Source organism: Domibacillus sp. F004 (assembly GCF_057814295.1).
This window is the reverse complement of sequence record NZ_JBVATB010000006.1, coordinates 59,429-72,720: the sequence shown is the minus strand read 5'-3', so window position 1 is coordinate 72,720 and position 13,292 is coordinate 59,429. Positions and strand designations below refer to the sequence as shown.

Here is a 13,292-nt window from a genome sequence, read left to right as displayed (position 1 = left end):
TAGACTGAAAACTAAATTTCAGATAGGTGATGGACAATTATAGCTGTGCTCAAATATACGGATTTCAATTAAAAATCCCGCCCTTACGTGTTTCATCCTTCCATGATAGTTCCAAAATATCGAGACGTGCTTTTTCCGCTTCCGGTGCAATCGGGCGCAAGTTATAAAAGAAAACAGCCTGTCCGAAAACCATATTTCGGTCAGGCTGTTTTCTTTATTCGCCAGCAAGCATTAACTGCTCAAGTTTGAGTGGCTCAATATATTCCCCATCTTTGTATGCACGCATATTTCCACCGGAAATTTCGTCGATTAACAAGATCGTATCTGTTCCTTGTTCACGGCCAAATTCGAATTTAATATCATACAAATCAAGCCCTTTTTTCGCTAATTCCTCTTTCACAACGGCACCAATTTTTTGTGTTTGCTCTTTTAACACGGCATATTCTTCTTTCGTCAAAATACCGAGCATATCAAGTGCATCGCTTGTAATCGGCGGATCTTCACGCTCATCGTCTTTAATTGTTACTTCAACAAATGCATCCAATTCCTGTCCGTCTGTTACGTACGCGCCGTAGCGGCGAAGAAAACTGCCTACTGCCCGGTAGCGGCAAATGACTTCAAGTCCCTTGCCAAACACGTTCGCCGGTTTGACTGTCATCGTCGCTTCTTCAATGTCCGCATCGACATAATGTGTGTTAATGCCCTTTTCCTGAAGTTTTTCAAAAAAGAATTTTGTTAAACGAAGGCCGGCTTGTCCAGCACCTTCAATTGTCAAACCGACCGTGTTTGCACCCGGATCAAAAACACCGTTTTCGCCCGTCACATCATCTTTAAATTTTAATAAAAAATTGCCATCTTCCAATTTAAATACATCTTTCGTTTTACCCGTATAAATACGCTCCATTTTGCCATTCCTCTCATCGGAAAATTTCGAACAATTTTCATTATACAAGAGATATCTTTCGGAAAAAAGATTTTATTCTGGCATGTTGACGAATAGCTCTTCTATCTTTGGATCTTTTTTAATCAATCCATTTTCTTTCATCCAATTTGCTGTATCGATCCACGGCTGTTTTTCCTGATAACCAAAGCCTTTATCCGATGCCATCATTGGCAGCAAAATATCCATGCTTTCTTTTTCCACTTTTTCTTCAAGCGGGAAATTCTCTTTTTCCTGATTGTCCATTAATATTTTCAATGCTTCATCCGGGTTCGCTTCCATGTCATTAAATCCTTTTTCTGCTGCGCGCCAGAATGCTTCAATTAACTGCGGATCTTCTTCCCACGTTTTATCACTTGTCACAGCAATTAATTCATAAAATGACGGCACGCCGTATTCAGTTAAATCAAAGTTCGCTGTCGGATATCCTTCAAACTCAAGCATCGGCACTTCATGATTAATGTATGCACCGACAACAGCATCCGCTTTTTTGCTGATGAGTGTTGAATTAAGTTCAAACCCAATATCGATCAATTCCACTTTCGATGGATCGCCGCCATCTTCTTTCACCATCGTCTGCACAATTGATTCATTTAGCGGAATGCCTGTGTAACCAACTGTTTTTCCTTCCAGATCTTTCGGTGATTTAATATTGCTTTCCGCAAGCGACACAACACGATTGAGCGGCTCGCGTACAATAGCGCCAACTGACTTCACACCGACTCCTTGTTCTGTCCGTGCCACAATCACATCCGGCTGATAGGTAATGCCAAGCGTCACTTGTCCAGATGCGGCTAAATTAATTGGATCAGTCGGGTTAGCCGGAAATTGAATATCAAGATCAATGCCTTCTTCTTTAAAATATCCTTTTTCATCCGCGACATACAAAAAGCTGTGCACGGCATTTGGATACCAGTCAAGCATAATACTAACATCTTTCAGCTTTTCCTCACTTCCGCCTGATGGTTCTGTTTCTTCCCCCGTGTTACCGCCACATGCTGAAAGCATCATTGCTGTCATTATTACGGCTGCTGGTTTCATCCACTTTTTCATTCTGTTTTCCTCCATTTTAATGATTTATTTTCAAGAATTTTTACAATAACAAACAATATAATGCCGACAGCCGATAATAAGACAATCGGTGCAAATACGGCTGCTCCATCAAACTGCGTCATCATTCTTCGGCTAAAATAGCCAAGCCCGGATTGTGCACCAAGCCATTCACCGATCGCTGCCCCGATCACACTAAGGGTGACCGCTACTTTTAATCCAGAATAAAAATACGGCTTGGCAGACGGAACTTGCAGTTTAAAGAAAATCTCTTTTTTCCCTGCCCCCATTGTGAGAAGCAATTCACGAAGCTCTTTACTGCTCGATTTCAACCCGTCAAACGTGCTGACTGTAATCGGAAAAAACGTAATCAGCACTGTTACGACTACTTTGCTCCAAATGGAATAGCCAAACCACATAATAAAAATCGGCGCGATTGCAATCGTTGGTATCATTTGCGATGAAATAATAATCGGGTAAAATGCACGTTCCGCAATTTTGCTCATATTCATCCACACTGCAAGCCCGACACCAAGCACAATCGAAATCGCAAGGCCAATTAAAATGATCGCAAGCGTCGATGGCAGATGATCAAGCAGCAGCACTTCTTTCAGTTCCCACAGCTTCAAAACGACTCCTGACGGCGATGGCAAGATGAACAGTAAATTAATTGAACGAGCGACCACTTCCCAAATAAGTAGAAGGAAGACAATAAGACCAGCCGCCGGGAGATACTGTTTCATATGGTCACCCCTCTTCGCAGCTGTTCAATTAATTCATCTTTCCATTTCAAAACAGCCGAATCGTTTAAATCTCGTAATGACCGCGGACGGCCCAATGGTACGATGACTTCTTGTAACTTGTGCACCGGTGCTTCTTGAAACACGAAAATGCGATCTGATAAAAAGAGCGCTTCATTCACATCATGTGTGATGAACAATATTGTTTTTTCACGTTTTGCCCACTGATCTAAAAGCCATTCCTGCATCGACAGCCGTGTAATCGCATCGAGTGCGCTAAACGGTTCGTCAAGTAACAGAACATTTGAGCCTGTTAAGATTGAGCGTAAAAACGAGACGCGCTGTTTCATTCCACCGGATAACTCACCAGGGAATTTGTTTTCAACGCCACTTAATCCAAATTCATCTAGAAGAGGTAAAATGAGTTTTTGTACATCTTTTTTGTTCATACCGCTAAGTTCTAAAGGCAAGGCAGCGTTGTCCATCACTGTCCGCCATGGCATTAATAAATCTCTCTGCGGCATGTAGCCGACTTTACCATGGCGATTTTGATGACTTTCACCATTGATCAGAATTGTACCTTCACTTTGAGTTTCAAGCCCGGTAATGAGACGAAACATCGTACTTTTGCCCGAGCCGCTTGCACCGATGATTGTAATAAATTCATGGTCGTAAATGGTCATATTAAGATGATCAAGTATCGGTTTTTTGCCACCGTATGAGAAAGACACATCTCGGAATTCGAGCACCGGTTTACGCATCGCCGGGCCACATCACTCCGTTATATGCCATATCCCAGAACATGTATTCAAAACGGGTTGTATTTAAAAAAATTTCTTCTAATTTCGCAAGTTCCGCTGCTGATTTACCAACTGTATGCTCATCTAAAAGATCAATGCACCATTGTGCCATTTGGCCAAATTCCTCTGACGCATACATGTGAATCCATTCCCCATACAGGTCGTGGGCCGCGGCACCTGGGATCTTATAAAGTTCTTTGCCAATTTCCCAGTAACTCCATGCACATGGGAGAACAGCCGCAATCACTTCTGCAAGTGTACCGTTCTGAGCCGCATGCAGCATATAGTGTGTGTAGGCAAGGGTGATAGGCGACGGTTTGGCAGTCTCTAACTCTCCTTCTGATATACCGAATCGGGCCGCGTATTGCCGGTGGAGTGCCATTTCTTCGTTTAATGTTCCGTCTAGGAGCGCCGCGAATTTGCCCATTGTATGAAGGTCATCCGCCTTAACGGCACCAAGTGCGAATACTTTTGCATATTGAATTAAGTACAAATAGTCCTGTACCATGTAAAAACGGAACTTTTCCGGATCAAGCGTACCGTCTGCTATTCCTTTCACAAAAGGATGATCGTGGTTTTGACGCCATATCGGCTGCAATTTTTCATGTAATTGTTCACTGAATTTCATTGATTTCTTTCTCCTTTTTCTTATTCGTCCAATCATAAATAAATTGAATCATTACTTTCGTGTAGTCGATGAGTTCGTTAACCGCAAGCTGCTCGTTTACCGCATGAGCATGACGCAAATAACCGGGTCCATAAATGGCTGTTGGTATCCCCGATGAACCGAGCCAGCCGCCGTCTGTAACAGATGGTGACACATCGACAATCGGTTTTTCGTCGAAAACAGATGCATGGGATTGAATAAGTGATTGAACAGCTGAATGATTAGGATCCACTTCAAACGATGGAAATATTTCACCGCGTTCTTCAATCATAGATGTGCCTCCCCATTCAAAAATCGGCGGGTTTTCCCGCATCCAAAGATCACCTTTCGCTAAGTTACGAATATAGTCTTCCACTTCTTTCGCCACTTGTTCATGCGTTTCATCCGGATAAAAATGAACAGTAATCCAAAGACGGCATTCATCAGCGATAAATGCCGCATGCCTCCCTCCTTCAATCACCGCTGGATTAATTGTTGTCGTGCCAGGCGGGAAGCCCGGGTAGCTTTTCATGACTGCCCAATGACGCTCCAATTCTTGCAGACCATTGATCACTTTTATCATTTTTTCAATCGCACTGGCACCCATCAACTTGCCACCCGCATGAATCATTTGCCGGCGCGTCGCATCGTGAAACGTCTGCTCACTTTTCAGCGTAATCCAGCCGGTAATGACGCCGCCCTGCCCTTGAATATGTAAGTCGCTCGTATCAACGACGAGTGCAAAATCAGCCGTATAGCCACGTTTGCAGCATTCAAGCGTACCCGCTTCACCAACTTCTTCACCAATAACCGACTGAAATGTTAGATCGCCAGGGAGTTGAATACCTGCTTCATGCAGCAGCTGAATCGCGAATAGTGCCCCAGCAAGGCCGCCTTTCATATCGGCAGCGCCTCGTCCAATAATCGCGCTGTCTTTCACAATCGGTGTGAACGGATCCGTTTCCCACTTTTCATCAGGACTAACTTCCGCTACATCTATATGACCATTAATAATCAGACTTTGATAGTTTCCGCTGTCTGTGCCTTTTAGCGTACCCACAACATTGGGATCGTTCGGATACACATCCCACTTATCAATCTTAAACGCTCGTTCTGTAAGAAAGTCGGCCATGAATTGCTGTGCCTCACTTGTATTTCTCGCAGGCGGCGCCGGTGTTTTAAACGATATCAATGTTTTTAGCAGATCGATCAATTCATCTTTTCGTTCATCGATCTCCTTATGTAATTTGTGTATTATCTCCATAGTGTAATCCTTTCCGAAACATAAAAAATCCGTCTCTTCGCAGGGAAGAAACGGATGTGATGACGTTATAATAGAGTGATACAACGATTCGACACCTCTTCCCTACGCCGGCATTATCCGGTTCAAGTTATAAGGGTTAAAGCAGTTCGCCTCTCTCAGCTCCATTATGAGCACCCCCAGCGGTGATTCCTATTTAATTTAAACTCATTAGTAGTTTTATCACACTAAAGCAATTTATTCAATGGCAAATGCAATCTTTCCTAACTGCTCCGATTTGTCTATGCGTGTAAACGCCTGTTCAAATTGAGCAAGCGGGTATACTTGATCCACAATGGGATGTAACGTATGCTTTTCGATGAATTGAATCATTTCCTTAAGCTCTTCCCCACTGCCCATTGTCGAACCAAGCATGTTGAATTGGCCGTAAAAGAATGCACGCAAGTTAAACGTTACTTCGTCGCCTGCAGAAGCCCCAAATGTAACAATTGTCCCGCCTTTACGAAGCTGGCTGAGCGATTTGTTGAATGTCGCTGCACCAACGCATTCGATGACGAGATCCATTTTTTGATTGCCCAGCGCTTCTGCCCAGTCACTTTCTGAATCGATCGCTTTATCCGCACCAAGTTCCATTGCTTTTTGCCGTTTTGATTCCGAACGGGATGTAACAAAAACGCGGGCACCTGCTGCTTTTGCGAACTGTAAAAGGAAGGTTGCCACACCACTGCCAATACCAGGAATGAGAACATTCATGCCTTCTTTTACCTGGCCACGAGTAAAGAGCGCCCGGTATGCTGTCAGTGCCGCAAGTGATAATACACCTGCTTCATCCCATGACAGGTGCGCCGGTTTTAAGACAGCATTTTCAGCTGGAATAACGATCGATTCCGCAAATGTGCCATGAAACGGCAAGCCGACAATTTCAAAGCCCTCCGGCGGTGCATCGCTGTTTTCCTTCCATCCAAGACCCGGGTTAATGATGACTTTATCGCCCACTTGAACAGATGTCACCCCTTCGCCGACTGCATCAATGACACCCGCTCCGTCCGATCCAATAATGAGCGGCGGCTCGTTTTCTTTATGCCGATGCAAAACAAACAGGTCACGATGGTTTAATCCCGCTGCTTTTAATTTCACCCTCACTTCTCCTCGTGTTGGCAATCCTTCTTCCATCTCACGGTATGTAAGCCCTGCCATTCCTGCTTGTCCTTCGTGAACGACTGCTTTCATAATATCCCCTCCAATTAAGTCCCTGTGCTATAATTTTAACATATCAATCATAATTTGAAAGGATTGAAGCGGAATGGATTCATTTTTCAAACAATTCACAGGGCATGATCTTTCGTTTATCTTGAAACGCTTTGCAGAATTGTTTCCTTTTGAAAACCTAGATGTTTTAAATAAATATGAACAGGAAATCACGCCAGAATTCCTGAAAGAGAAACTAATCGACAATCAGCGTGGAGGTTTATGTTATGAACTGAACGCTCTGTTATTTTTAACGTTAAAAAAGCTCGGTTTTGACGTACAGCTCATGACCGGCACCGTTAAAAATGAAGGGGTTTGGGCAATTGATCATACACATGCGACTGTATTGCTGAAACAAGATGGATACCTTTATCTTGTTGAGAGCGGCTTCGGTAACCGGCTGCCGCTTTCTCCACTTTTACTGGACGGTGAACCTGTGTCATCACCAGCCGGGACATTCAGATTTCGGACGGTTACGACAGAAAAAGGCACATTGGCGATGGAACAGCTCGTAAACGATGAATGGATTGTACGTTATGGTTTTTCTCCTGAGCCTATGAACTGGAACGAATTAACGAAAATGAAGGAGAAGATTCACTACGATGAGCGATCGACTTTTACAAAAGCTCCGGTGATCGCCGGCATTATAGATGGCGGAACGTTTTCAATCTCACGGGATCGGCTTCGTTTGAAACGGACGGACGGATCAGAAAAAATAGTTGAATTTGAACATGACGATGATTTTTTAAAAGCAGTCACCCGTTACTGCTCGCCATCTATTGTGAAAGAAGCCGAGTTATATGCAATTACGGAATTTCATGATGAACAAAGTAACGAAAGTAAAGAAGGCGAGCATAAATGAATAGGTGGCACGAGCGCTTTAAAGCAGATGAATATGTATATGGAAAAGAACCGAATGAATTTATCCGAACTGCCGCTCCATTCATTAAAAAAGGTGGTGAAGTTCTTTCAATTGCTGAAGGCGAAGGTCGAAACGCCGTTTTCCTAGCCGGCAAACGCTTCAAAGTCAGCACATGGGATTATGCACAGTCCGGCATCGATAAAACGGAGAAACTAGCAATAGAGAATGGCGTCGTTGTAAATACGGAACTCCGTGATCTTACCGACGCTGAATGGCCAGAAAACAAATGGGATGCTATCATTCATGTATTCGGCCACTTTCCTAAGCCCGTTTTTAACCGGACTATGGCAGGTATTAAACAATCTATTAAACCTGGCGGCCTGTATATTGCTGAATTATTTACAACGGATCAGCTTCGTTTTAAATCCGGCGGACCACGGACGATAGATTTGTTATGCACACCTGCTCAAATACTGAAAGAATTTGAGGGTTGGTATAGTAAATACTTTTTCACCGGCGAAGCGGAACGGAACGAAGGCCGGCTGCACCAGGGCACAAGCCATGTCATTCAATGTGTATTGCAAAAGCCTCAATAATGATTCAACGTTGTTTCCGCAGGAGGGTGTTGCTGACATGAATTTACCGTATGAACCAGATCATACAATTACATTTAATATAAAAAGAATACACATTCAAGCGCTTATTATTACAGTCGCGGCCATAATCGTTGGTGCTGCTTTGATGGCTTTCTTTCATTTAGAAAGTGGATTTGACATTTCATTCTGGAATTTCTGTTTATGGGTGGTTTTGTATACCGCACTAATTATTTTACATGAAGTGTGCCATTTGATCGGCTTTATGATCTGGGGGAAATGCAAAAAAAGCGACCTCGTGTACGGCGTTAACCGCGAGCTCGGTATTGCATACGCCGGCACGAAAAAAGTAATTGTGAACAAAGCAATGAAAAAAGCATTATTGCTTCCATTTTGGATGACCGGTATGCTGCCATTTATTATCGGCATATGCTTAAACAGCTCCGTTCTCATGATTGCCGCCGCTTTTTTAATTGGCGGTGCAGCCGGTGATTTTTCAATGTACAATCAGCTGCGGAAAATTAAAAAAGAGGCCTTTATTATTGATGATATAAATGAACCGAAGTTATATGTGTATAACCAAAACCCATCTGTATTCAACTGACAGAAGGGCTTTGGTTATGAGTGAATGAACTTTACATTCGGTAAATGCCTTTATGATTTGTCCGAATTAAATCCCTGATTCGTTACATAATCGTCAATGGACCATACACCGATGCCTTTGTTTTTAGCGACTTTCTGTTTCGCTTCTAGTTCATCCAGGTAGCGTGTATTCGGTGGATACACGTATGCAACCCTTGCCATTCCTTCTTCAAGAAGCGTTTCCTGCACGCTTTTCCCGTCTACATATACATAAACGAGTATTCGGCTATACTTGTCTAGACGCTGGCCAACATCAAATTCAAGTGTAATTTCCCCCTGCTTAAGCAGTTGTGCCGTCCGTTCTTTCGCCTCGTCGCCTAAAGGCTGCTTCCCAAGCTTCGGATGCCTCGTCTCCGGTGTATCAATTAACAAAAAACGGGCACTGAATTCTTCTTCTTTCCCATCGTTATCCGCATCAAAGGCAAATACGGCTGTATCACCATCCACAGGTCTGACAAGTGTAGCTGGAATAGGATCTATCGTACCTTTCGATTTTAATAGATTTGTTGATTCATTCACTGGCTCTTCTTTATCGACTTTATTTGATTCTTCTTGGCTCTGCTCCTTTTCAATCGCTGTCAGCACATCATCGGTCACTTCAAGTAAATCAGTGACATCTTGTTCCGTACAAGCGGATAAAACAAGAAGACTGCTCATTATGACCGCTGTCACATATGTAAATCGCTTCACACTTTTTCCTCTTTTCTTCCGTTTCTTCTTACATTTTAACATTAAAACCATTAAAATAACCGCCTATAAAGGCGGTTATTCGCTCACAGACTCTTCGATGTACTCTGCAATGACAGGTACCGTTAACGCAAGATTGCTTGTTAGCAGGCTGTTTTTTACGTACTTTAACTTGCTCCCATCGCTTGCATACGGCTGAATACCAAGTACATTGTTAATATATAAAACACCTTCATTCGTGATCATCGGTCTAATTATATACCCGTCTGTCTCATCATATTTACGAATTTTCTCAAGACCATTGATAAGCCCTTTATCAAACAAATCATTCATCGCAATTTCATAGGTGGCTGGTTCCATGTTCTCGCTCATTCGCTCATGTAATTCATACATCACATCTGGCTTGTTCTCTAAGTAGTATTGGACATAATACGCAAGAAGTACTTGCTCTTTTACTGTTAACATCCCCATAAAAAAATACCTCCTTTTCCGTCTTCTCTATTATACATTATTTTGGTATAAAGACGTTAATTTCCTTCTGTTCCTTGCACATCCAATCCAATGACATTCAACGCCAATCTGCATAATCTATAGTAATGAAAATAAACCGGATAGGATGCGGTCCAATATGACGAATGAACAGAATAACGATCAATTCGCTGATATTTTACAATATGCCGGGCAATGGTTCGTTATGATTGGGGAGATTATCTCCCTTCTTGGTCAAGGGATCGCACTTGAACAAGAAGCGGAAGAACAGATAGAAGAAAAACAAGCACAGCAACGGCAAATGCTTCATTATAGCAGCGTTGAACAGCAGCTTGAACAGCTACAGCAGCAAATGGTCTCTTTACAGCAACAATTAGAACGTATGAACAAACCGTGATTATCGGTCTATGATTGCTATTTTAAACGAATTTCCTTCATCTTTTCCCATAAAATTCTCATTTGTCATTCCCCTTAAATGAACCTGAATGAATTTATGTATTCTTTTAAATCTTTAAAAGAAATTTTCCAGGTGTAATAACTACTCAGATTACACAAGAAACTATGTAAACCATGGCGGAAATTAAATCAAATGCTTCTTAAAACATTCACTCAATTTCCACCTTTAAAGTATCAGCCGCGTTTCGTGCAAAAGCACTTTGCCGCAAACAATCGCAAGAATAAACAAACACACTAGTTACTTATTCATTATTAATAGCCCTCACCTCCGAATGACTGTACTCGTTCGGAAATGAGGGCTTTTTTTCTTTTTGTTATCAGGAACCGCAAAGTTACATCAATGCATTCCGTTCCATTCCCCTTGGTTTTTGGATGCTCTTTCTTTTTTCGCCTTTTCTTTGTGAGCACGATTAGCATTTGCACTGCCAAATTCTTTGCCAAATTCTGAATCTGTTTTGCTGGAGTCAAATCCTTTTTTATTCTTTTGCTCCGCATCATTTTTCTTAGTCCGTTTCGCCATAAGTATCCCTCCTTCTTTTCTTTAGTATAAGAATTGAAGGTAGAAATATACGTCATGAGTTAAGGTGCCAGTAACCATCTTTTTAAAATGTCTAATAATAAAAAATCCGTAATTAATTTTTTAAGGAAAAGGATTTTTTTCAAACAATATAGGAGAGATTATAATTATTATGTACGTAGGGAGGATATGAAATTCCATCCTGATACATGAAATAATCATTTTTCATACTGTTTTCGATTTTAATGTATCTGAAGATATCGTCAACATTTCATCACTCTCGGAGTATATGCCATTATTTCTAAGGTTTAGGCAAGAAAGGAATAGAAGCAGGATACGTATCTGTGATCAAAAGGCAGAAGACAGCTTACCAAATTATACATAAAGCGGAGTTGATAATATGGAAGATCACAAAGCGGCAGAAGCAGTGGAGGATGATTATTCATTAGATAGGGTGCCACGAGAAAAAAGGAATATGGGTTGGTTAAGTATAACCAACATTACCTTTGGCATAGCAACAGCCATTTTCTACTTTCAAATGGGAAGTGTTATGGCGCTTCAATTCGGAGCCATTAATGCCATCATATCCTCCATTTACGCGATCATCGTTGCCGGTATACTAGGAACATTCATTGCGTATCTTTCGGCAAAATCCGGTATGAACGTCAACTTATTATCTAGAGGCGGCGGATTCGGTTATATAGGCGCATCGTTAACCTCGTTCATTTATGCAACAAACTTCATTATGTATTGTGCATTTGAAGGCTTAATTTTAGTTTCTGCTGTTCATACCTTCTTCCCCGTCATACCAGAATGGGTGCTAATTGTTTTCTTCGGAACCATTGTTATCCCTTTGAATTGGTTTGGTATAAAACAACTGGATAAGCTGCAAAAGTGGTCTTTACCCATTTTCGTTATTTTTCTAGTAGCTGCCATTATTGTATCAATCTATACACCTTCATTATACGAAGGGCATTTTTGGACCTATCTGCCGGATGGCGTTCAAGTCGGAGGAAAGGCCTTGCTGCTTTGCATCGGCATACATCACGGGATTATGGGCCTGACAGCCCTTCTAGCTTCGGACTACGCCCGCTTCCTTAAACCGAAAGATATTAAGGTCGGATCAGTGGCGATTGGATTTATTCCACAGATTTTCTGTTTTGGTATCATGGGCGGCCTCGGTATATGGTTTGGTGTTCGTCTAGGCGAGCCAAATCCAGGTGTTTACATCGTCCTGCTTCTTGGGATCGGCGGCGTATTATTCACCATGTTAACTCAGCTGAGAATTAACGTGACAAATATATATAGCGGCTCCTTATCACTGGCCAGCTTCTTTGAAAATGTCTTTAATTTTACACCGAGCAGACGGCTTTGGGTTGTTGTAACAGGGATATCTGCGATCGCTTTAATGCTGGGCGGCATCGTGGATCATTTGGATACAGTCATGACATTCCAGGGAGTCTTTCTCTTAGCCTGGGCGGCCATATTAGTCAGTGACGCCATATTTGTGAAAAAATTATTAAAGATCGGACCCGGTTATTATGAAGCCCGACAGGAGTATTTGTATAAATGGAATCCCGTTGGAGTCGTGTCTTTGCTCGTATCAAGCGGATTAGGAACCATTGCTGCATTAGGGTATATGGGAACGTTTCTACAAAGTACGGCCGCCTTCTTTGCCGCGATTCTGGCAGCTGTACTCACAGTACTTTTGGCGTTTTTTACAAAAGGGAAATATTACACCCAAAACGAGCCCAATGATATCCCTAAGGAAGATTATATTGTATAAGAATTTTTATTTGATATGGACTTCTTTTTATTAAGGTATGACAATGATAAATTTTAAATCTTTTCAAGGTACTGTAACCATGATTCGTGTTTTATGACAGGGAAAAATGATAATGAAGCAGGTTTTTATAAATTAATATAGGTGTATTGCTTTTCCTCTACTCTTCTTGCTTAGTTAAAAAAGACAGGAGGATACCTCCCCCCTGTCTTGTCTTAAATAAGCAATTGCCGCACTTAATAGATTAGCTAAAGTTGCTCCTACTGGAAAATTCAGATCCTTATTCCATTGTTTCGTGCTTCCTTTTCGATCAATTTTTGGATATAACGAATTAAAATTTCATTGCTCCTCATTGAATCCCTGATTAATTCCTACAATCCAAATAAGACTATTCTTTTCACCCTCAAAAAATTCCTAAGGCTCATAGTTGCGATTATATACACCTTTTAATCCATAGATTTTACCATTACAATGTTAGAACAGCTACTGCCTCCACATGTGCGGAGTGTATGTGGCAACACATGAGTGCTGGCGGGTTTAGTCTCAACCTCTGCCTTTATTACAAAGAAAACTTACAT

General features: G+C 41.8%; 16 protein-coding genes and 1 riboswitch. Of the genes, 5 read left to right on the top strand and 11 right to left on the bottom strand.

From position 1 onward, the window contains the following. Positions 1–64: 64 nt before the first annotated feature. The 8 genes from ACZYRN_RS14800 to ACZYRN_RS14765 all read right to left on the bottom strand — a co-directional run bounded on the left by ACZYRN_RS14800 (position 65) and on the right by ACZYRN_RS14765 (position 6,667). Positions 65–193 carry a hypothetical protein gene (locus ACZYRN_RS14800; protein WP_488912392.1) on the bottom strand — a complete coding sequence of 43 codons (129 nt, stop codon included), beginning with the start codon at positions 191–193 and terminating at the stop codon, positions 65–67. Between the two features lie 21 nt (positions 194–214). Next, a complete protein-coding gene (locus ACZYRN_RS14795; protein WP_488912391.1) occupies positions 215–904 on the bottom strand; it encodes a phosphoribosylaminoimidazolesuccinocarboxamide synthase in 690 nt (229 codons plus the stop codon). Positions 905–976: 72 nt separating this feature from the next. Further along, a complete protein-coding gene (locus ACZYRN_RS14790; protein ID WP_488912390.1) occupies positions 977–1,993 on the bottom strand; it encodes an ABC transporter substrate-binding protein in 1,017 nt (338 codons plus the stop codon). Beyond that, the gene (locus ACZYRN_RS14785) at positions 1,990–2,733 is read right to left on the bottom strand and encodes an ABC transporter permease (protein WP_488912389.1); all 744 of its coding nucleotides are present in this window, start codon (positions 2,731–2,733) and stop codon (positions 1,990–1,992) included. Before ACZYRN_RS14785 ends, ACZYRN_RS14790 begins: the two co-directional genes overlap by 4 nt. Continuing rightward, a complete protein-coding gene (locus tag ACZYRN_RS14780) occupies positions 2,730–3,491 on the bottom strand; it encodes an ABC transporter ATP-binding protein (protein WP_488912388.1) in 762 nt (253 codons plus the stop codon). Before ACZYRN_RS14780 ends, ACZYRN_RS14785 begins: the two co-directional genes overlap by 4 nt. Continuing rightward, complete coding sequence (gene tenA / locus ACZYRN_RS14775; RefSeq protein WP_488912387.1) at positions 3,484–4,158, bottom strand: thiaminase II; 675 nt, start codon at positions 4,156–4,158, stop codon at positions 3,484–3,486. The genes ACZYRN_RS14780 and tenA overlap by 8 nt, the downstream gene beginning before the upstream one ends. Further along, positions 4,145–5,440 (bottom strand): acetylornithine deacetylase, encoded by a 1,296-nt coding sequence (locus tag ACZYRN_RS14770; RefSeq protein ID WP_488912386.1) that lies wholly within the window; start codon positions 5,438–5,440, stop codon positions 4,145–4,147. Before ACZYRN_RS14770 ends, tenA begins: the two co-directional genes overlap by 14 nt. An 82-nt stretch (positions 5,441–5,522) precedes the next feature. Next, positions 5,523–5,628, bottom strand: a riboswitch (TPP riboswitch). A 46-nt stretch (positions 5,629–5,674) separates the two neighbouring features. Beyond that, positions 5,675–6,667: a zinc-binding dehydrogenase gene (locus ACZYRN_RS14765; protein WP_488912385.1), complete on the bottom strand. Its 993-nt coding sequence runs from the start codon at positions 6,665–6,667 to the stop codon at positions 5,675–5,677. 73 nt (positions 6,668–6,740) lie between these two features. Between ACZYRN_RS14765 and ACZYRN_RS14760 the strand changes: the two genes are divergently transcribed. The 3 genes from ACZYRN_RS14760 to ACZYRN_RS14750 are packed head-to-tail and all read left to right on the top strand — an operon-like array spanning position 6,741 to position 8,744. Then, positions 6,741–7,547 (top strand): arylamine N-acetyltransferase family protein, encoded by an 807-nt coding sequence (locus ACZYRN_RS14760; RefSeq protein ID WP_488912384.1) that lies wholly within the window; start codon positions 6,741–6,743, stop codon positions 7,545–7,547. Then, positions 7,544–8,143, top strand: coding sequence for a class I SAM-dependent methyltransferase (locus ACZYRN_RS14755; RefSeq protein WP_488912383.1), 600 nt, complete (start codon positions 7,544–7,546; stop codon positions 8,141–8,143). The genes ACZYRN_RS14760 and ACZYRN_RS14755 overlap by 4 nt, the downstream gene beginning before the upstream one ends. Positions 8,144–8,180: 37 nt before the next feature. Continuing rightward, positions 8,181–8,744 carry a DUF3267 domain-containing protein gene (locus tag ACZYRN_RS14750; protein ID WP_488912382.1) on the top strand — a complete coding sequence of 188 codons (564 nt, stop codon included), beginning with the start codon at positions 8,181–8,183 and terminating at the stop codon, positions 8,742–8,744. Positions 8,745–8,794: 50 nt separating this feature from the next. Here the strand turns inward: ACZYRN_RS14750 and ACZYRN_RS14745 are convergent, their stop codons facing one another. Beyond that, entirely contained in the window at positions 8,795–9,472 is a 678-nt protein-coding gene (locus tag ACZYRN_RS14745) for a thermonuclease family protein (RefSeq protein ID WP_488912381.1), read from the bottom strand. Between the two features lie 75 nt (positions 9,473–9,547). After that, positions 9,548–9,940 (bottom strand): hypothetical protein, encoded by a 393-nt coding sequence (locus ACZYRN_RS14740; protein WP_488912379.1) that lies wholly within the window; start codon positions 9,938–9,940, stop codon positions 9,548–9,550. Positions 9,941–10,097: 157 nt separating this feature from the next. Here ACZYRN_RS14740 and ACZYRN_RS14735 point away from each other — a divergent pair, with 157 nt between their 5' ends. Then, a complete protein-coding gene (locus ACZYRN_RS14735; protein WP_488912377.1) occupies positions 10,098–10,355 on the top strand; it encodes a hypothetical protein in 258 nt (85 codons plus the stop codon). 396 nt (positions 10,356–10,751) lie between these two features. Here ACZYRN_RS14735 and ACZYRN_RS14730 read toward each other — a convergent pair whose 3' ends face one another. After that, a complete protein-coding gene (locus tag ACZYRN_RS14730) occupies positions 10,752–10,934 on the bottom strand; it encodes a hypothetical protein (protein ID WP_488912375.1) in 183 nt (60 codons plus the stop codon). Positions 10,935–11,331: 397 nt separating this feature from the next. Between ACZYRN_RS14730 and ACZYRN_RS14725 the strand changes: the two genes are divergently transcribed. After that, positions 11,332–12,717, top strand: coding sequence for a purine-cytosine permease family protein (locus ACZYRN_RS14725; RefSeq protein ID WP_488912374.1), 1,386 nt, complete (start codon positions 11,332–11,334; stop codon positions 12,715–12,717). Positions 12,718–13,292 lie beyond the last annotated feature (575 nt).

Bases quoted from the DNA above. Each gene is read 5' to 3' on its own strand.
- ACZYRN_RS14800 (WP_488912392.1), bottom strand. From the start codon at position 193: ATGGTTTTCGGACAGGCTGTTTTCTTTTATAACTTGCGCCCGATTGCA.
- ACZYRN_RS14795 (WP_488912391.1), bottom strand. From the start codon at position 904: ATGGAGCGTATTTATACGGGTAAAACGAAAGATGTATTTAAATTGGAA.
- ACZYRN_RS14790 (WP_488912390.1), bottom strand. From the start codon at position 1,993: ATGAAAAAGTGGATGAAACCAGCAGCCGTAATAATGACAGCAATGATG.
- ACZYRN_RS14785 (WP_488912389.1), bottom strand. From the start codon at position 2,733: ATGAAACAGTATCTCCCGGCGGCTGGTCTTATTGTCTTCCTTCTACTT.
- ACZYRN_RS14780 (WP_488912388.1), bottom strand. From the start codon at position 3,491: ATGCGTAAACCGGTGCTCGAATTCCGAGATGTGTCTTTCTCATACGGT.
- tenA (WP_488912387.1), bottom strand. From the start codon at position 4,158: ATGAAATTCAGTGAACAATTACATGAAAAATTGCAGCCGATATGGCGT.
- ACZYRN_RS14770 (WP_488912386.1), bottom strand. From the start codon at position 5,440: ATGGAGATAATACACAAATTACATAAGGAGATCGATGAACGAAAAGAT.
- ACZYRN_RS14765 (WP_488912385.1), bottom strand. From the start codon at position 6,667: ATGAAAGCAGTCGTTCACGAAGGACAAGCAGGAATGGCAGGGCTTACA.
- ACZYRN_RS14760 (WP_488912384.1), top strand. From the start codon at position 6,741: ATGGATTCATTTTTCAAACAATTCACAGGGCATGATCTTTCGTTTATC.
- ACZYRN_RS14755 (WP_488912383.1), top strand. From the start codon at position 7,544: ATGAATAGGTGGCACGAGCGCTTTAAAGCAGATGAATATGTATATGGA.
- ACZYRN_RS14750 (WP_488912382.1), top strand. From the start codon at position 8,181: ATGAATTTACCGTATGAACCAGATCATACAATTACATTTAATATAAAA.
- ACZYRN_RS14740 (WP_488912379.1), bottom strand. From the start codon at position 9,940: ATGGGGATGTTAACAGTAAAAGAGCAAGTACTTCTTGCGTATTATGTC.
- ACZYRN_RS14735 (WP_488912377.1), top strand. From the start codon at position 10,098: ATGACGAATGAACAGAATAACGATCAATTCGCTGATATTTTACAATAT.
- ACZYRN_RS14730 (WP_488912375.1), bottom strand. From the start codon at position 10,934: ATGGCGAAACGGACTAAGAAAAATGATGCGGAGCAAAAGAATAAAAAA.
- ACZYRN_RS14725 (WP_488912374.1), top strand. From the start codon at position 11,332: ATGGAAGATCACAAAGCGGCAGAAGCAGTGGAGGATGATTATTCATTA.